Origin of the sequence: Streptomyces sp. NPDC090445, assembly GCF_044769385.1 — a bacterium.
Classification (GTDB): Bacteria; Actinomycetota; Actinomycetes; order Streptomycetales; family Streptomycetaceae; genus Streptomyces.
On sequence record NZ_JBIVXV010000022.1, the window covers coordinates 17,546 to 34,848 of the forward strand.

The window sequence follows — 17,303 nt, forward strand, 5'->3', positions numbered from 1 at the left end:
TTCGCGTGCCCGGCCGGCATGTCAGCGGCCCGTCCCGCCGCAGGCCGGGCAGCAGGGGCCCGCCGGCTCCGCGAAGACGGCGGCCAGTTCCGCGGGATCGTCCGGCAGGCCGCTGCCGATGCCGACGGCGGCGGCCCCGGCGTCGAGCCAGTCCCGGACCTCGGCGGGCCGGATGCCGCCGGTCGGGAGGAGCACCGCCCCGGGGAGCACGGCCGTGAGGGAGCGGAGGAAACCGGGGCCGCCGACGTGCGCCGGGAACACCTTGGCGGCGCCCGCGCTGCGCACCGCGGCGGCGATCTCGCCCGGGGTGAAGCCGCCCTCGATGAAGACCGCGCCGCGCCGGCCGGCGGCCGCCCGGGCCTCGGGAGCCGGATACGGGGAGACGAGGAAGGCGGCGCCCGCGTCCAGGGCGGTCTCCGCCTGACCGGCGGTGGTGACCGTGCCGACCCCGATCAGCGCGGGGCGGCCGTGCGCGTCGGCGAGGGGTGCGGTCCGGGCGACGGCCTCGGCCCAGCCGGGCGTCGTGGTGGTCAGCTCGACCACGCGACAGCCGGCGGCCAGCAGGGCTTCGGTGCGGCGGACGGCGTCGTCCGCGCCGGGAGTGCGCAGCACCGGCAGCAGTCGCTGGGCGGCCAGGGCCGCGTACGGATGGCAGGACACGAGGCGACTCCCCGGTCGTTCCCCACGACGGAACCACGACGGAACTCCTTGCGCAGACCCTAGCGGCCGCACCCGCCCCTGTCGCCGGGTTCCGCAGAAGCCGGAGGCCGTCCCCTCGCCCGCCCCCCGGACCTGTTTTCGAAACCTTTCCCCGAAAATTGTTATCCGGCCTGCGCTCGCCGGTCTCCCAGATATCGGGCATCATCGACCGCCGGTACGGACAGGGAAACCTCATATGACTACACAGCACACGGCAGAGCTGGTCGCGGCCGCCCGCGCGGGCGATCCCCGCGCGCAGGACGAGCTGGTCGGCACCTATCTGCCGCTCGTCTACAACGTCGTCGGGCGTGCCCTGAACGGGTCGGTCGACGTGGACGATGTCGTGCAGGACACGATGCTGCGCGCGCTCGACGGTCTCGGCACCCTCCGTGCGGACGAGAGCTTCCGGTCCTGGCTGGTGGCGATCGCGATGAACCGCGTACGGGCGTACTGGCAGGCCCGGCGCACCGCGCCCGGCGAGAGCGGCCTGGAGGCCGCCTGGGAACTCGCCGACCCCGGCGCCGACTTCGTGGACCTGACCGTCGTACGGCTCCAGCTGGAGGGCCAGCGGCGCGAGACGGCCCGCGCCACCCGCTGGCTGGAGCCGGACGACCGGGCGCTGCTGTCGCTCTGGTGGCTGGAGTGTGCGGGTGAGCTGACCCGGGCCGAGGTGGCCACGGCGCTGGAGCTGTCCCCGCAGCACACGGCGGTGCGGGTGCAGCGGATGAAGGCGCAGCTGGAGTCGGCCCGGGTGGTGGAACGGGCACTGGAGGCGCAGCCGCCGTGCGACATGCTGCAGTCGGTGACGGCCGGCTGGGACGGACAGCCGTCCACGCTGTGGCGCAAGCGAATAGCCCGGCACGCGCGGGAGTGCCTGCGGTGCGCGGGGCTGTGGGGCGGGCTGCTCCCGGCCGAGGGGCTGCTGGCGGGCCTGGCGCTGGTGCCGGTCTCGGTGGTCCTGCTGGACGGCGTCCGTTCGGCGGTGGCGGCGACGGGCGGCTTCGCCCCCGCGGCCGCGGCCTACCCGGGCAACCCCGGCCACTCCGGCCACTCCGGCCACTCCGGCGAGGCCGTCTCCTCGGGCAGCGGCGCCTACCCGAACAACGGTGCCTACCCGGGCGGCGACGGCGGTACGGGCCCCGGCGGCGCCGGCTTCGGCGACCCGGGCCCCGGACGCCCGGGCCCCGGCGACGCCGACCTCGCCGACGCGGTCACACAGCTGACCCCCGCCGTCTCCGCGCAGGACGGCTTCCCGGACCCCGACCCGGCCACGGCCGGCGGCCGCAGCCGGCTGCGCAAGCGCCGGCGCAGCCGCCGCCGGGCGGTCGGCGGTGCGGTGCTCGCCGCGTGCGTCGCGGGCGGCGGGCTCGCCTACCTCGGCGGCTTCCCCGGCTCGGGCGACAAGGACGGCCGGGACACCGCGGCCCCGGTGAACGCGCTCTCCGCCCCGGAGTCGGCGGCCGCTTCGGCTCCGCAGTCGGCCTCGCCGTCCGCCTCCGCTTCGGCGTCCCCCTCCCCGTCGGCGTCCGCCTCGCCGAGCCCGTCCGCCGACGGGTCGAGCCCGAGCCCCAAGCCGACCCCGTCCAAGCCGGCTCCCCGCACCTCGGCCCCGGACCCGGCGCCCGCGCCCCAGGGGCCCGCGGGCCAGGTCGTGGCCCTGGTCAACGCCGAACGGGCGAAGACCGGCTGCGGCCCGCTCAAGGACGACTCCCAGCTCCGCACGGCCGCTCAGCGGCACTCCGACGACATGGCGGGCCGGGACTTCTTCGCCCACACCAGCCCCGACGGCAGCGACCCGGGCGACCGCACGACGGCCGCCGGCTACCGCTGGTCGACGTACGGGGAGAACATCGCCAAGGGGCAGCAGACGCCCGAGTCGGTGATGGACTCCTGGATGAACAGCCCCGGCCACCGCGCGAACATACTGAACTGCTCGTTCAAGGACATAGGCGTCGGAATCCACCGGGGTTCCGGCGGCCCCTGGTGGACGCAGAACTTCGGCGCCCGGTGACGCCGCGCCGCCCCGACCGCCGCCCCTCCGGCTGCTTCGGCTTCCGGGCAGGAGAGGACCGGGAGCGGAACGGGCAGACCGGCGGGCAGAACGGCGAGCGGATCACAGGGGCCGGGCCCGGGAGGTCCCCCGGCAGCGGGCCTTCCGCCTGACCCAAGGGGCGGGCGGGAGCGGCCGACCCGGGCCCGGCGCCGACTGCCGGAGCACACGCCGGGCGTGACCGCGGCGGGCGGGGGCCGAGCCGCCCCGGCCGCGGCGCAGCCGGGGCGGGCCATGGGCCGACCACCCGGCCGCGGCCCGGCCGTTCCACGCGCGGGAGCAGCACCTGCGGGTCCCCTCGAGCATGGGAGCGCGTCGGCGGGCGGGAGTTGCGCCCGGGAGCGCGGGTCGCCGACCAGTGCTCCCGCGCGGCCGCCCGCACGCCGGAGCGCGTCGCCGCCCTGAACGCCCTCGGCATGCGTCGGCCGGCCTCCGGCCGACCACCCGAACCAGCCTCGACGGACCGGACCGACCTCGACCGACCGGGCCACGAAACCGCCACCCGAACCACCCGGACCGCCCGCATCCGCACACCGGGCGATCGGAATCGATCGGTTCGCGGCAGATCTGCGACGTGTCGTGTGATCAGCCGGTATTCGGAGCAGTACACCGCTGTCAGCGTGCGGTCCGCGAGGCCCGGGAGGCCTGGTGACATCAGCCCGACGCAGTGTCGTCCTCACAGCCGCCCTGTGCGCCGCGCTCGCCCTCGGCGGGTGCGAGGACCCGGCGACGACGGGCGACCGGAGCGGCAGTGCGCCCGGGTGGGGGCAGCGCGCCCCGCAGATCCCGCCCGTCCTCGTCGGGGACTGGAGCGGTGGAACCACCGACGGCTTCCGGTCCTCCGTGTGGGGTTTCCGCGCGGACGGCTCGTACCGTCAGAACATCGGCGGCGGCGTGCTCACCGGCCGCTTCACCGTCAGCGGGAGCGGGCTGGCGATGTACCCGGACGCCGGGGGCGGGCCCCTCACCTTCCGGTGGGCCGTCACCCAGGACGGCCGCACCCTGTACCTCGACGGCGAGAGCTACCTCCGCTTCGGCTGACCGGCGGCACTCGGGCGTCGGCCCGCCTCCGCCGCCCGGGGGATGCCCGCAGTGATCATGTCCACCAGGTGGTCCAGGGCCTCGGCCGCACCCTCCCCGTCGGCCACGGTCTCCGGGGCGGTGTGGGGCACGGCCCGGCGGAGCTCGATCCAGCCGAGGTAGGCGGCGTAGGCGGCCACCGCGCGCTGCCGGGCGCTCCGGGGCGGCAGCCCGAGGTCGGAGAAGAGGGCGGTGAGGTAGTCCAGCCGGGTCCGGGTGACCCGCTGGAGCACCGCGGCGACGGCCGGGTGGTCGACCTGGGCGACGATGGCCGGCTCCAGGCCGGCGATCTCCTCGTCCCCGAGGGCCACGGCGAAGAGCGCGCGGGCCCGTTTCAGCGGGTCGGGTTCCGCGTTGACCTCTTCGATGACCTCGCCGGTGGCCAGCCGCTCCCACGCCTCCAGTGCGGCGACGAGCAGCGCGTCGCGGTTCTTGAAGTGCCAGTAGAAGCTGCCGCGGCTGACGGCCAGTTCCTTGGCGAGCACGTCGACCGCGACCGCGGCGACACCGCCCCGGGCGAGCGCCGCGAGCGCTGCCATCGTCCAGTCGTCCCTGGTGACCTTCCCCTTCGCCATGGTCCATACGCTACTGTATGGATTATCCATACAGCACTGTATGGAACGCCTTTCGGGGAAGGGGACTCGCCATGCCCGCCAGCCAGAACGAGCGCACGGAAGCCGGGGTCAAGGCGGCCGCAGGGGTCGCCGCCACCGGCCTGACCGCCGCGGGCGCGCTGCACGCACTGTGGACCGTCGACCCGTGGCCGCTGGGGTCCGCGGCCGCATTCGCCGAAACGGTCGTCGGGGTGCCCGAGGACCAGCTGCCCTCCGTTCCGCTGACGCTGGCCGTCGCCGCCGCCCTCGGCGCGGCCGGCTACCTCGTCCTCAGCAACGGCGGGATAGCCCGGACCCTCGGGCCGGAGAAGCTCAACCGGGCCGGGCTGTGGACGCTCGCCGGAGTGCTGGCCGCCCGCGGGGCGGGCGGCCTCGTCACCTCGGGGCTGGGCCTGGGCTCGTCGACCGAGGCCTTCCGGCACTGGGACCTGGTCCTGTACTCGCCGCTCTGCCTGACCCTGGCCGGCCTGACGGCGTTCGTCGCCCGCCGCACCGCCACCCGCAGGACCCGTCGGGACCGGGCACAGGTCCGGGGCCGGGCCCGGACCCGGAGCGGCGCCACGCAGTGACGGCCGCCCGGCGGCCGCTCAGTGGTGGAAGCCCGAGCGGGGGGCGACGGCCGGCTTCGGCGGGGGCGCGGCCTTGAGGTGTTCGACCGCGCGGCGCAGGTCCTCTACGAGCAGGGCGATCTGATCGCGGGTCACCCCGTGCCGGATCAGGACGCGCTGGATGACGGTGTCGTCGCGGTCGGCCGGCAGCGGGTACGAGGGCACCTGCCAGCCCCGCATGCGCAGCCGGTCGGAGAGGTCGTAGAGGGTGAAGCCCGCCGACGCGGGGTCGGTGAGCCGGTAGGAGACGGCGGGCAGGGCGCCCTGGCCGTCGTAGAGCAGGGTGAAGGGGCCCATGGCCTCGACCTCGCCCGCGAGGTAGGCGGCGGTGTCGGCGCACACCTGGTGGACCCGCCGGTAGCCGCCGCGGCCGAGCCGCAGGAACAGGTAGTACTGGGCGATGACCTCGCCGCCGGGGCGGGAGAAGTTGAGGGCGAAGGTCGGCATGTCGCCGCCGAGGTAGTCCACGTCGAAGACGAGCTCGGACGGCAGCAGGTCGGCGGTGCGCCACACGATCCAGCCGACGCCGAGCGGCGCGAGCCCGTACTTGTGGCCGGACGTGTTGATGGACGCGACGCGCGGCAGCCGGAAGTCCCAGACGACGTCGGGGTGGAGGAACGGGGCGACGAAGCCGCCGCTGGCCCCGTCCACGTGGATCGGCACGTCCCAGCCGGACTCGCGCTGGATCCGGTCGAGTTCGGCGGCGATCTCGGCGACGGGCTCGTAGGTGCAGGTGTAGGTGACGCCGAGGATGGCGACCACGCCGATGGTGTTCTCGTCGACGTACTCGGCGAGCTGGTGCGCCCGGAGGCCGGTCGCGCCCTCCTCCACCGGGACCTGGCGCAGTTCGACGTCGAAGTAGCGGGCGAACTTCTCCCAGCAGACCTGGACGGGCCCGCACACCAGGTTGGGCCGGTCGGTGGACTTGCCCTCGGCGCGGCGGCGGGCGCGCCAGCGCCATTTGAGGGCGAGTCCGCCGAGCATGGCGGCCTCGCTGGAGCCGGTGGTGGAGCAGCCGGTGCCGGGGCCGGCCCCGGCCGGGGAGTGCCACAGGTCGGCCAGGATGTTGATGCAGCGGGCCTCGATCTCCGCGGTCTGCGGGTACTCGTCCTTGTCGATCATGTTCTTGTCGAGGCACTCGTTCATCAGCTTGTGCACGCCGTCGTCGGACCAGGTGGTGCAGAAGGTCGCGAAGTTCTGGGCGGCGTTGCCGTCGAGGAGGAGCTCGTTGTGGAGGAGTTGGTAGACCACCTCGGAGGGTGAATGTTCGTCGGGCATCCGGTACTTGGGGAGGACCTGGCCGCTCAGGACGGACGTGAACACGTCCGTTTCGGTGTCGGCGTCACCGGCGTCTTTCGTCTGATGAAGAGCCATATTCGGACTATAGGCGACATAACCCCCATATCACCGCTTCGAGTTCCGGCCGTCTCCGCAATGTGACCCCGCACATACCCGGCCGGGCGCAGCAGAAGAAATTACTGTCCAGTAAGATGATTTCCAATGATCTTCCCGTTCCGGGCGTTCGAACCGGCCGGAACGGGAAGATCGACCACTTTGTTCTATGGGCAACTTATCCACCCATGTCCGGATAGCGGTCAACTCTCTGTGACGGCCTGATAACTCTTCGGGTCATGAACACGATCACCCGCCGGCAGGCCTTGGGCACCACCGCCGGCGCACTCACCGCTCTCGGCATCGCCGGCGCCACCGCGCACGCAGCCGCCACCGACTCCCGCGCGACGCAACCCGTCGGCACGGTCGACGAGGTGTACCAGGGCCGCCGCATCCAGATCACCCCCGCCGGAGGCGGCCACCACGGCGGCCACCACGGGGGCGGCCACGGCGGCGGCCACTCCGCCGGACTGCCCACGGTCCTCATAGACGGACGCGAGCTCCACGTGATGCGCAACGCCGACGGCACCTGGATCAGTGTGGTCAACCACTACGAGACCTTCACCGATCCCCGCACGCTCGCCCGCGCCGCCGTGCGCGAGCTGCAGGGCGCCGTCCTCGCCCCGTTCGCGCCCATGGGAGGCCCGGCATGACCGTCCGCAAGAACCAGGCCACCCTCACCGCCGAGGAGAAGCGCGCCTTCACCAACGCGGTGATCGAGCTCAAGCGCACCGGCGTCTACGACCGGTTCGTCACCACGCACAACGGCTTCATCATGGGCGACACCGACTCCGGCGACCGGGTCGGCCACCGCTCCCCCTCCTTCCTCCCGTGGCACCGCCGCTTCCTCCTCGAATTCGAGGCCGAGCTGCAGAAGGTGGACCCGAAGGTCGCCCTCCCCTACTGGGACTGGACCGCGGACCGCACCTCACGCGCCTCGATCTGGTCCCCCGACTTCCTGGGCGGCACGGGCCGGGCCCGCGACGGCCAGGTGATGGACGGCCCGTTCGCGTACGCGGGCGGGAAGTTCCCGGTCAACGTCCGGGTGGACGGCCGCGCCTACCTGCGGCGCTCGCTCGGGTCGAGCGTGGCCGAGCTGCCGACCAAGGCCGAGGTCGACGCCGTCCTGAACATGCCGGTCTACGACATGGCCCCCTGGAACAGCTCCTCGAACGGCTTCCGCAACCACCTGGAGGGCTGGCGCGGCGCCAACCTGCACAACCGGGTGCACGTCTGGGTCGGCGGGCAGATGGCCACCGGCGTCTCCCCCAACGACCCGGTGTTCTGGATGCACCACGCCTACGTCGACAAGCTGTGGGCCGAGTGGCAGGCCCGCCACCCGCAGTCGCCGTACCTGCCCGCCGCCGGCACGGCGAACGTGGTGGACCTGAACGACACCATGCGGCCGTGGAACGACGTCACCCCGGCCGACATGCTGGACCACCGCAAGTTCTACACCTTCGACACCGAGCCGGCCGCGGCCGCCGCCAGCCACCGGTAGTGCAGCTCGGGGCGGCCCACCTGGCCGTACCGGGGGGTGCGGTCCGCGCGACCGGTGTCCACCAGGTGCTCCAGGTAGCGGCGGGCGGTGATCCGCGAGATCCCGGCCGCCTCCGCCGCCCCGGCCGCGGTCAGCCCGTCGGGCGTCGACCGCAGCAGCGCGGCGACCCGGTCCAGGGTCGGCGCGCTGAGCCCCTTCGGGAGCTCGGCGGGCAGCGGGGTTCGCAGGGCGGCCAGCGCCCGGTCCACGTCGTCCTGGCCCGCCGCCTCCCCCGCCGTGGAGCGGAACTCGGCGTAGCGCAGCAGCCGTTCGCGCAGCGTCGGGAAGGCGAAGGGCTTCAGTACGTACTGGACCACGCCGAGCGAGACGCTCTCGCGGACCACGGCCAGGTCCCGCGCCGAGGTCACCACGATCACGTCGACCGGATGCCCGGCGGCCCGCAGCCCGCGCGCGAAGCGCAGCCCGTGGCCGTCGGGCAGTCCCAGATCGAGCAGCAGCAGGTCGACCCGGGTCCGCTCCAGGACCCGGGTGGCCTCCGCCAGCGAGTGGACCACGCCGACCGCGGTGAAGCCGGGCACCCGGCCGACGTACAGCGCGTGCGCGTCGGCGGCGACGGGGTCGTCCTCGACCACCAGCACGCGCACCGCGGGCCCTGCGCCCGCACCCGTCCCGGTCATGCCGGCACCCCTTTCCCGATGGGCAGTCGTACGGTGAACTCGGCGCCCCCGCCCGGCACTTCGGCGGCATCCGCGCTGCCGCCGTGCCGCAGGGCCACCTGCCGGACGAGCGCGAGGCCGAGCCCACGCCCCTCCCCCTTTCCCGACCAGCCCCGCCGGAACACCTCGGCCGCGGCCCCCTCGGGCAGGCCGGGCCCGTTGTCGGCCACGCGGATCAGCAGACCGTCCTCCTCGGGGCGCACCGTGACCTCGATCCGGGCCCCGGGAACGCCCGTCAGCGCGTCCACGGCGTTGTCGAGGAGGTTGCCGAGGACGGTGACGAGGTCGCGGGCCGGCAGGACCTGAACCCCGGAGGTGCCGCGCCCGGATTCCACCCCGCGGTCGTCCCGGGTCACGACCAGTTCGACCCCGCGCTCGTGCGCCTGGGCGGCCTTGCCCAGCAGCAGCGCGACCAGCACCGGCTCGCCGACGGCGGTGACCACCTCGTCCGTGAGGGCCTGGGCCAGCTGGAGTTCGGCGGTGGCGAAGTCCACCGCCTCGTCCGCGCGGCCGAGTTCGATGAGCGAGACCACGGTGTGCAGCCGGTTGGCGGCCTCGTGGGCCTGGGACCGCAGCGCCTGGGTGAACCCGCGTTCGTGGTCCAGCTCCCCGGTGAGGGACTGCAGTTCGGTGTGGTCGCGCAGGGTGACCACGGTGCCGCGGCGGCCGCCGCCGGCCACGGGCGCGCTGCTGAGGACGAGCACCCGCTCCGCGGTCAGGTGTACCTCGTCCACCCGGGGCCGGTCGGCGAGGAGGGCCCCCGTCAGCGGCGGGGGCAGCCCGAGGTCGGCGACCGAGCTGCCCTTCAGGTCCCCGTGCAGGCCGAGCAGTTCGCGGCCGGCGTCGTTGATGAGGGTGATCCTGCGCTGCCCGTCGAGCATCAGCAGCCCCTCGCGGACGGCGTGCAGGGCCGCCTGGTGGTAGTCGTACACGCGGCTCAGCTCGGTCGCGTTCATGCCGTGCGTGTGGCGGCGCAGCCGGGCGTTGACGACGTACGTGCCCACCGCGCCGAGGGCGAGCGCCCCCACCGCGACCCAGACGAGGGCCGAGAGCTGCGCGGCGAGGCGGGCGCTGATCGCGCGGACCGTGATGCCGGAGCTGACCATGCCGATGACGCGGCCGTCGTCGAGGAGCGGGGTGACCACGCGGATGGACGGGCCGAGGGTGCCGGTGTAGGTCTCGCTGAAGGTCTCGCCGCGCAGGGCGGGGGCGGTGTTGCCGAGGAAGGGCTCGCCGATGCGCCGCGGGTCGGGGTGGGTCCAGCGCCGCCCGTCCGGGGCCATGATCGTCACGAAGTCCACTTCCGAGTCGACGCGGACGCGCTCGGCGTAGGGCTGGAGCTCGGCCGTCGGATCGGTGCCGCGCGCCGCCCCCCGCACGGCGTCGAGGACGGCGGGCGAGTCGGCGACGGCGCGGGCGACGGCCCCGGCCTGGCGCCGGGCGGCGTCCTCGGCCTGCCCGCGGGCGGTGGCGTACGCGAAGACCGCGCAGCCGGCGACGACCACGGCGACGAGCAGCACCTGCATGGCGAAGAGCTGGCCGGCGAGGCTGCGCGGCGGACAGGGGAAGCGGAGCATGGCGCTCAGTGTGCACGGGGTGTGAACTCAATGAACGCAACGGTGACCGGGGTCACAGTGCTGGGCGATGGTCTGGCGGGACGATTTTCACCACCAGGAGGCGAACGTGGCCGCCAGACGCGACAAAACCCATTACCTGTACATCGCGGTGATCGCCGCGGTGGTGCTCGGCATCACCGTCGGTTTCGCCGCCCCCGGCGTGGCCGTGGAGCTCAAACCGCTGGGCACCGGCTTCGTCAACCTCATCAAGATGATGATCTCGCCGGTGATCTTCTGCACGATCGTGCTCGGCATCGGCTCGGTCCGCAAGGCGGCGAAAGTGGGCGCCGTGGGCGGTCTCGCCCTCGGCTACTTCATGATCATGTCGACGGTGGCGCTGGCCATCGGCCTCGTGGTCGGGAACCTGCTGGAGCCGGGCAGCGGCCTGCACCTGACCGAGGCGGCCAAGCACGCGGGCGAGGCCCAGGCCAAGGCGGGCGAGGCACAGACCACGCAGGAGTTCCTGCTCGGGATCATCCCGACGACGCTGGTGTCCGCCTTCACCGGCGGCCAGGTGCTGCAGACCCTGCTGGTGGCGCTGCTGTGCGGCTTCGCGCTCCAGGCCATGGGCCGGGCGGGCGAGCCGGTGCTGCGCGGGGTCGGGCACGTGCAGAAGCTGGTGTTCCGGGTACTGGCGATGATCATGTGGGCGGCGCCGGTGGGCGCGTTCGGCGCGATCGCGGCGGTGGTCGGGGCGACCGGGATCGACGCGCTGAAGTCGCTGGCGGTCATCATGATCGGCTTCTACGTGACCTGCCTGCTGTTCGTGTTCGTCGTGCTCGGCGCCCTGCTGCGGCTGTGTGCCGGAATCGGCATCCTCACGCTGCTGCGCTACCTCGGCCGGGAGTTCCTGCTCATCCTGTCGACCTCCTCGTCCGAATCTGCCCTTCCGCGGCTGATCGCGAAGATGGAGCACCTGGGCGTCTCCAAGCCGGTGGTCGGCATCACCGTGCCGACGGGCTACTCCTTCAACCTGGACGGGACCGCGATCTACCTGACGATGTCCTCGCTGTTCGTCGCGGAGGCCATGGGCAAGCCGCTCGCCCTGGGCGAGCAGATCTCGCTGCTGCTCTTCATGATCATCGCGTCGAAGGGCGCCGCGGGCGTGACCGGTGCGGGTCTGGCCACCCTGGCCGGCGGGCTGCAGACGCACCGGCCGGAGCTGGTCGAGGGCGTCGGGCTGATCGTGGGCATCGACCGCTTCATGAGCGAGGCCCGCGCCCTGACGAACTTCGCGGGCAACGCGGTGGCCACGGTGCTCATCGGCACCTGGACCAAGGAGTTCGACCGCGAGCGGGCCGCCGAAGTCCTCGCGGGACGACTGGAGTTCGACGAGGCCACGCTGGTCGACGACGGGCACGGTACGGAACCCCCCTCCGTACCCGGCCAGTCGGCCGCCGCCAAGGACGGCGTACCGGCCTGATCGGTACGCCGGCCGCGGGCCGGCCGGGCCGGGCTCGCCCCCACGGTGCCCAGCCCGGCCGGCCCGCCGATTTCAGCGATCGTTTTCAGCCATTCGATCTTCAGTTCGGCTGCGCTAAAAGGTACTTCCCCCGAGGGGCACGCGTCTGACATCTTGCGTCCACCACTCGTTTCGTACGGCCCGGTAACTGCCTTGCGCACACCGGGTCATCGGAGGACGCATTGATACCCCACATATCCGGCCGACCCCGACGCACCCTCGTTCTGGCCGCGACGCTCGGCGCGGCCCTCACCCTCGGAGCGCCCGCGGCGTTCGCCGGCACCCCCGTGGTGCCGTCCCCGTCCGCCGCCGCCAAGGCTCCGGCCAAGGCCCCGGCCGCGGCGCCGACTTCCCAGAGTGCGACCTGGGCTGCCGGCACCCGCGCCTACCTCGTGATCACCGCCCCCGGTGACAACCCGGCCGTGCGCTCGGCCATCACCGCCAACGGCGGCACCGTCTTCTCGGCGTTCAACGCCATCGGCGTGATCGTCGCCCACTCCTCCTCCGCCAACTTCGCGACCGCCATGCGCGGCGTCAGCGGCGTGCAGCAGGTGGGCGCGACCCGCACCTCGGACGTTCCGGCCGACGCCTACAACCCGGCGCTTCCGGCCAACCCGGCGCAGTCGACGACCCCGGCCGGCGAGCCCGTCCGCGCGGACATGAGCCAGATCAAGGCCGACCAGGCCTGGGCCGTGACCACCGGCTCGTCCGCGGTCAAGGTCGGCATCCTCGACACCGGTGTGGACGACCAGCACCAGGACCTGGCCCCGAACTTCAACGCCGCCGACTCGGTCTCCTGCGCCTACGGCAAGCCCGACGCGCGCGCCGGCGCCTGGCGGGACGTCGGCGAACACGGCACGCACGTCGCCGGCACGGTGGCGGCCGCCAAGAACGGCAAGGGCGTCGTCGGCGTGGCCCCGGGCGTGAAGATCTCCTCGGTCCGCATCGCCGAGCCGAACACCTCGCTCTTCTTCGCCGAGAACACCATCTGCGGCTTCGTGTGGGCCGGCGACCACGGCTTCAAGGTCACCAACAACAGCTACTACACGGACCCGTGGCAGTTCAACTGCCCGGACAACGCCGACCAGGCCGCCATCATCGAGGGCGTCCGGCGCGCCCAGGAGTACGCCGAGGGCAAGGGCTCGCTCCAGGTCGCCGCGGCGGGCAACGAGAACTACGACCTCGCCAACAAGACGACCGACAGCGCCAGCCCGAACGACTCGACGCCGGTCACCCGCACCATCACCAACGCCTGCATGGACATCCCGACCGAGCTGCCGGGCGTGGTGACGGTCGCCGCCAACGGCGACGGCGTCACCAAGGCCTCCTTCTCCAACTTCGGCCGCGGCGTCATCGACGTCTCCGCCCCGGGCGGCAACGTCTACTCGACCGTCCCCGGCGGCAAGTACGACACCATGAGCGGCACCTCGATGGCCTCCCCGCACGTGGCGGGCGTCGCCGCGCTGATCGCGAGCACCAACCCGGGCATCACCCCGGCGCAGATCCGCGAGAAGCTGGCCACCCAGGCCAACGACATCCCCTGCCCTGCGGACGGCCGCTGCACCGGCACCACCGCCAACAACGGGTTCTTCGGCGAGGGCCAGGTCGACGCCCTGAAGGCGGTCGGCAGCACGCCGCCGCCCGGCAAGTACTTCGAGAACCTCGGTGACTTCGCCATCGGCGACAACACCACCGTGGAGAGCCCGGTCACCGTCAGCGGCGTCACCGGCAACGCGCCGGCCACCCTGAAGGTGGGCGTGAAGGTCGTGCACACCTACATCGGCGACCTGAAGGTGGACCTCGTCGCCCCGGACGGCACCGTCTACACGCTGCACAACCGGTCCGGCGGCAGCACCGACAACATCAACCAGGTCTACACGGTCAACGCCTCCTCCGAGGTGGCGAACGGCACGTGGAAGCTCCGGGTGAACGACAACGCGGGTGGCGACACCGGCCGCATCGACGCCTGGAACCTCACCTTCTGACGCAGGACACCACGGGCGTCACAGACGTTACCGCACGCACGTACGCAGGCCACCGGGAGCGGCGTTCCGCCCCCGGTGACCTGCGCCGTTCCCCGCGCCCTTGCGGGGCGCGGTACCTCACCGGGTCCGCAGGACGCAGTCCCCGCACAGGCCGCCGCCGGGCACCTTGTAGTACAGGCAGCAGCTGCGCCGTACGAAGGCCATCCCGAGGCCCTCCTCGTGGAGGAAGGTGCCGGTCCCGCCGAGCGCCCCGCCGTCGGCCAGCAGACCGGCCGCCAGGGCGACCGCCGTGCCGCCCGGCACCCGGTCGAGCAGCACCCGCAGCGCCCCCACCAGCCCGGACGCCGCGTTCCCCCGCAGCACCTGCGGCGAGACCCCGTAGCGCTCCCGCAGACCCGCGTCGAGGAGTTCCAGGTTCCCGAGGACGGTCGCACCGAGCTCCGCGGCCGGCCGCGCCCCCTCGCCGGGCCCAGGCAGCCACAGCTCCAGCGACCCCGCGGCGGGCAGCCGCCACCACACCCGGTCCGGCGCCAGGTCCGGCACCCGCCCGCCCAGCGCGGCGCAGCCGAGGCCCAGGGACCACAGCCGCGAGGCGATCCCGAACTGCGCGGTCGACGCCGCCACCCGGCCGGGGCCGGTGCCGATCCGCCGGCCCACCTCGGCCACGTACGGGCCGAGGTGCTCCCCGTACAGCCCGGTCAGGGGCCGGAAGCCGGCCCCGGGCGGCTCCGTCCCGCACGGCACGGCGAAGAACGGCCCGACGGCCGCCAGGCGGCGCAGTACGTCGTCCATGTCCATGCCGAGGATGATCTCAGGCGGCGGGCGCACCGCCGACGGGCCCCGCCCCCGCGTCCGCCCCCTGCCGCACCGGCTCCCCCGCCGGTACGCCGCCGCGGGCCGGTCCGGCGCCGCTCCGGCCGGCCTGCGCCCACCGGACCGCCGGGCCCATGGCGTACGAGGCGGCCAGCAGGACGGCGCCGAGCAGCAGCCAGCCGGGGATCCCCCACAGCAGGAGCAGGGCGGTCAGCACGGTGGGGCCCAGGGTGCGGGCGATCGGCACGCCGGTCCCGAAGAACCCCTGGTACTGGCCGATCCGCTCGGCCGGGGCCAGCGCGAAGCCGATCTGCCAGGACCCGGCGGACTGCCGCATCTCCCCGTCGGCCTGGAGCACCGCGCCCGCGACGAGCAGCGCCGCGGCCGCCCAGCCGGAACCGGGCAGCGCGGAGAGGGCGAACACCGTGCAGGAGGCCGCCATGACCAGCCCGGAGACCCGCACCGCGCGGCGGGCGGCGTCCAGGTCGGTCACCGGCCGCGCGATGCGCACCTGGAACAGCATCACGGCCACCGTGTTGAGCACGAACAGCGCCGAGACGAGCCAGCCGGGGGCGGTGGTGCGCTCCGCGATCCACAGCGGTATCGCGAGGCTGAGCAGCGGCATCCGCAGCAGCAGGACCGCGTTCAGCAGGGTCACCAGGGCGTAGGGCCGGTCCCGGAGTACCTCCGGCCGCGGCTCCCCCGCCGCCGGCCCGGGCGCGGGGGCCACCCGGGGCAGCCGGAGCAGGACGGCGGCGCAGACGAGGAAGGCGGCCGCGTCGAGGGCGAGCACCGCCAGGTAGGCCCGCTCGGTGCCGATGCCGAGGGCGAGGCCGCCGAGCGCCGCGCCGAGCGCCAGACCGGCGTTGAGCACGGCCTGGAGGTGGGCCAGCACGCCCGTGCGCTCCTGCGCGGGCACGAGCCCGGCCAGCAGGGCCTGGCGGGCCGCGGCGAGCCCGCACTGGGCGGTGGCGTAGGCGGTGACGGCGACGAGGAAGGCCCCGTACGACCGGATCAGCAGGAACGAGGCGACGCAGGCGGCGGTGGCCAGCGCCAGCAGCACGGAGGTGCCGCGGGGGCCGCGCCGGTCGGCGAGCGCCCCCAGCGGGACCCCGGCGACCGAGCCGACGGCCCAGGCGAGGGTGAGGCCGAGGCCGATCTGCGCGGGTGAGAGGCCCACCACGCGGGTGAAGTAGAGGGCCGAGCAGACGTAGTAGGCGCCGTCGCCGACCGAGTTGGCCAGCTGGGCGGCGGCGAGCCGGCGGGGGGCTCCGGGCGCGGGGAGTATCCGTGTCGTCACCCCTTCATTCCACCGGCGGAGTGGCCCATGGGCTTGGTCCAATCGGCCCCCGGTCTGCCGGGCCATTTCACGCGCGCCGCGACCCCTTCGGCCCCCTGCCGGCACCCCCGGCGGGATGTCCGGCAACGTCCGGTTGACGGCCGTCGGCCGGGCCGCGTCGGGCGGGTGTCCGGCGCCACCTCGGCCCGTGCGCATCGTCGCAGGTCAGAGGCGATGAAAGCGGTCTTCGGCGATCTCCGGGGCGGCCGTCCGGGGGGCCGTCGGAAAACATGGCCGTGCCGTTGCCATTTTGGGGGTTCATGCGAGCCCGTTATCGGGCTACATTGAGCCACTCGCGTTCACCTGACATCGCGTTGCCTTTCACCCACGTTTTGCGTGGGGGGTGACGTCAGGAGCGCAGACTGTACAACCACCCCACCGCCCAGAAGGACCGAAGGCTCCGTGCCCGTACCCGTACTCCTCGCCGGCCGCACCGTGCGGCTGGAGCCCCTCGCCCCGCACCACGCCGAGGCCTTGGCCATGGCCGGGGCCGAGGATCGTACGACCTACGCCTTCACCCCCGTACCCCACGGGGTGCAGGCGTCCCACGAGTACATCGAACGCGCCCTCGCCGATCAGGCGGCGGGCCGGTCGCTCCCGTTCGCCGTGGTGAGAGCCGCGGACGGACTGGTTGTCGGTTCCACCCGGTTCCTGGAGCTGGACTACTGGCAGGGGCCGCTGGTGTGGCCTGCCGTGCCGGGCGTCCCCTTCGGTGATCCGCTGGCGGCGATCCCGGATGCCGCCGAGATCGGGAACACCTGGCTGTCCCCGAGCGCCCAGGGCACCGGGATCAACACGGAGGCGAAGCTGCTCATGCTGCGCCATGCGTTCGAGACCTGGGGTGTGCGGCGGATCTCCCTGCGCGCGGACGCCCGCAACGTCCGCTCGCGCGCCGCGATGGAGCGTCTCGGGTTCACCCCGGAGGGGGTGCGCCGGGCCCATTCGCGGGGGCTGGACGGCGTCGTGCGCAGCACTGCCTTCTACTCGATCCTCGACGAGGAGTGGCCGACCGTCCGGTCGATCATCGAGCTGAGGATGTCGGCCCGGACCCCGCGCAAGCGCCGGCGCAAGACACTCGTCCCGGCGTAACGGTCCTGCTCCGGCCCCGCGGCCCCCGCCCCGACGTCTGCCCGGCTTCCGCCGGGGCAGGGTCCGGGGCGGGGGCCGCTGCCGTCCGGCGGCAGAAGCGGAATCGGAAGGATCGGTCACCGGGGGGCGTGCGGCCCCGCGGGAACCTCGGCCGGGACGGGCGCGGAGCTCCGTCGATCCGTCAGGCCTTCGGCAACGAGCACCCCCAGAGCAACCCAAGAGCTGGAAAAAAACGGAACCGGGGCACACGTAGGCTCATCCTTCCAACGGAAGAGACCGACCCCCGATGGGGCAGCACCAGCCGGAGAGCAACCGCACATGTCGTACTCACCCGACGGA

15 protein-coding genes are annotated in these 17,303 nt (G+C 73.7%); 8 read left to right on the forward strand and 7 right to left on the reverse strand.

What is annotated here, in order from left to right; all coding sequences use genetic code 11:
• Positions 1-21: 21 nt before the first annotated feature.
• Entirely contained in the window at positions 22-660 is a 639-nt protein-coding gene (locus ACIQUT_RS30115; RefSeq protein ID WP_403567403.1) for a bifunctional 4-hydroxy-2-oxoglutarate aldolase/2-dehydro-3-deoxy-phosphogluconate aldolase, read from the reverse strand.
• 235 nt (positions 661-895) lie between these two features.
• Between ACIQUT_RS30115 and ACIQUT_RS30120 the strand changes: the two genes are divergently transcribed.
• Positions 896-2,710: a sigma-70 family RNA polymerase sigma factor gene (locus ACIQUT_RS30120; RefSeq protein WP_403567405.1), complete on the forward strand. Its 1,815-nt coding sequence runs from the start codon at positions 896-898 to the stop codon at positions 2,708-2,710.
• A gap of 687 nt (positions 2,711-3,397) precedes the next feature.
• Positions 3,398-3,790 (forward strand): hypothetical protein, encoded by a 393-nt coding sequence (locus tag ACIQUT_RS30125; protein WP_403567407.1) that lies wholly within the window; start codon positions 3,398-3,400, stop codon positions 3,788-3,790.
• Here ACIQUT_RS30125 and ACIQUT_RS30130 read toward each other — a convergent pair.
• Positions 3,772-4,404: a TetR/AcrR family transcriptional regulator gene (locus tag ACIQUT_RS30130; protein WP_403567409.1), complete on the reverse strand. Its 633-nt coding sequence runs from the start codon at positions 4,402-4,404 to the stop codon at positions 3,772-3,774. The genes ACIQUT_RS30125 and ACIQUT_RS30130 overlap by 19 nt on opposite strands.
• A 71-nt stretch (positions 4,405-4,475) precedes the next feature.
• On the opposite strand from ACIQUT_RS30130, the gene ACIQUT_RS30135 reads away from it, so the two are divergent.
• Positions 4,476-5,012, forward strand: coding sequence for a DUF3995 domain-containing protein (locus ACIQUT_RS30135; protein ID WP_403567411.1), 537 nt, complete (start codon positions 4,476-4,478; stop codon positions 5,010-5,012).
• Between the two features lie 18 nt (positions 5,013-5,030).
• On the opposite strand, the gene ACIQUT_RS30140 is transcribed toward ACIQUT_RS30135, so the two are convergent.
• Entirely contained in the window at positions 5,031-6,425 is a 1,395-nt protein-coding gene (locus tag ACIQUT_RS30140; protein WP_403567413.1) for a glutamate decarboxylase, read from the reverse strand.
• 257 nt (positions 6,426-6,682) lie between these two features.
• Between ACIQUT_RS30140 and ACIQUT_RS30145 the strand changes: the two genes are divergently transcribed.
• Together ACIQUT_RS30145 and ACIQUT_RS30150 are read left to right on the forward strand one after the other, a co-directional pair.
• On the forward strand, positions 6,683-7,096 hold the full coding sequence (locus ACIQUT_RS30145) for a tyrosinase family oxidase copper chaperone (RefSeq protein WP_403567415.1): 414 nt from the start codon (positions 6,683-6,685) through the stop codon (positions 7,094-7,096).
• Positions 7,093-7,944, forward strand: a complete 852-nt coding sequence (locus ACIQUT_RS30150; RefSeq protein WP_403567417.1) for a tyrosinase family protein — start codon at positions 7,093-7,095, stop codon at positions 7,942-7,944. The genes ACIQUT_RS30145 and ACIQUT_RS30150 overlap by 4 nt, the downstream gene beginning before the upstream one ends.
• On the opposite strand, the gene ACIQUT_RS30155 is transcribed toward ACIQUT_RS30150, so the two are convergent.
• On the reverse strand, positions 7,896-8,621 hold the full coding sequence (locus tag ACIQUT_RS30155) for a response regulator (RefSeq protein WP_403567420.1): 726 nt from the start codon (positions 8,619-8,621) through the stop codon (positions 7,896-7,898). The two genes, ACIQUT_RS30150 and ACIQUT_RS30155, sit on opposite strands and share 49 nt — an antisense overlap.
• The gene (locus ACIQUT_RS30160; RefSeq protein ID WP_403567421.1) at positions 8,618-10,237 is read right to left on the reverse strand and encodes an ATP-binding protein; all 1,620 of its coding nucleotides are present in this window, start codon (positions 10,235-10,237) and stop codon (positions 8,618-8,620) included. The genes ACIQUT_RS30155 and ACIQUT_RS30160 overlap by 4 nt, the downstream gene beginning before the upstream one ends.
• A gap of 67 nt (positions 10,238-10,304) precedes the next feature.
• On the opposite strand from ACIQUT_RS30160, the gene ACIQUT_RS30165 reads away from it, so the two are divergent.
• A complete protein-coding gene (locus ACIQUT_RS30165; protein WP_403567423.1) occupies positions 10,305-11,699 on the forward strand; it encodes a cation:dicarboxylate symporter family transporter in 1,395 nt (464 codons plus the stop codon).
• Between the two features lie 221 nt (positions 11,700-11,920).
• Entirely contained in the window at positions 11,921-13,723 is a 1,803-nt protein-coding gene (locus ACIQUT_RS30170; protein ID WP_403567424.1) for a S8 family peptidase, read from the forward strand.
• A gap of 117 nt (positions 13,724-13,840) precedes the next feature.
• On the opposite strand, the gene ACIQUT_RS30175 is transcribed toward ACIQUT_RS30170, so the two are convergent.
• On the reverse strand, positions 13,841-14,521 hold the full coding sequence (locus ACIQUT_RS30175; RefSeq protein ID WP_403567426.1) for a (2Fe-2S)-binding protein: 681 nt from the start codon (positions 14,519-14,521) through the stop codon (positions 13,841-13,843).
• A gap of 13 nt (positions 14,522-14,534) precedes the next feature.
• Positions 14,535-15,836 (reverse strand): MFS transporter, encoded by a 1,302-nt coding sequence (locus ACIQUT_RS30180; RefSeq protein ID WP_403567428.1) that lies wholly within the window; start codon positions 15,834-15,836, stop codon positions 14,535-14,537.
• 441 nt (positions 15,837-16,277) lie between these two features.
• Here ACIQUT_RS30180 and ACIQUT_RS30185 point away from each other — a divergent pair, with 441 nt between their 5' ends.
• Positions 16,278-16,964: a GNAT family N-acetyltransferase gene (locus ACIQUT_RS30185; protein ID WP_403567430.1), complete on the forward strand. Its 687-nt coding sequence runs from the start codon at positions 16,278-16,280 to the stop codon at positions 16,962-16,964.
• The last annotated feature ends 339 nt before the right edge of the window (positions 16,965-17,303 follow it).

Coding starts and splice junctions, on each gene's coding strand:
- ACIQUT_RS30120 (WP_403567405.1), top strand. CDS start 896: ATGACTACACAGCACACGGCAGAGCTGGTCGCGGCCGCCCGCGCGGGC.
- ACIQUT_RS30130 (WP_403567409.1), bottom strand. CDS start 4,404: ATGGCGAAGGGGAAGGTCACCAGGGACGACTGGACGATGGCAGCGCTC.
- ACIQUT_RS30135 (WP_403567411.1), top strand. CDS start 4,476: ATGCCCGCCAGCCAGAACGAGCGCACGGAAGCCGGGGTCAAGGCGGCC.
- ACIQUT_RS30140 (WP_403567413.1), bottom strand. CDS start 6,425: ATGGCTCTTCATCAGACGAAAGACGCCGGTGACGCCGACACCGAAACG.
- ACIQUT_RS30145 (WP_403567415.1), top strand. CDS start 6,683: ATGAACACGATCACCCGCCGGCAGGCCTTGGGCACCACCGCCGGCGCA.
- ACIQUT_RS30150 (WP_403567417.1), top strand. CDS start 7,093: ATGACCGTCCGCAAGAACCAGGCCACCCTCACCGCCGAGGAGAAGCGC.
- ACIQUT_RS30155 (WP_403567420.1), bottom strand. CDS start 8,621: ATGACCGGGACGGGTGCGGGCGCAGGGCCCGCGGTGCGCGTGCTGGTG.
- ACIQUT_RS30160 (WP_403567421.1), bottom strand. CDS start 10,237: ATGCTCCGCTTCCCCTGTCCGCCGCGCAGCCTCGCCGGCCAGCTCTTC.
- ACIQUT_RS30165 (WP_403567423.1), top strand. CDS start 10,305: ATGGTCTGGCGGGACGATTTTCACCACCAGGAGGCGAACGTGGCCGCC.
- ACIQUT_RS30175 (WP_403567426.1), bottom strand. CDS start 14,521: ATGGACATGGACGACGTACTGCGCCGCCTGGCGGCCGTCGGGCCGTTC.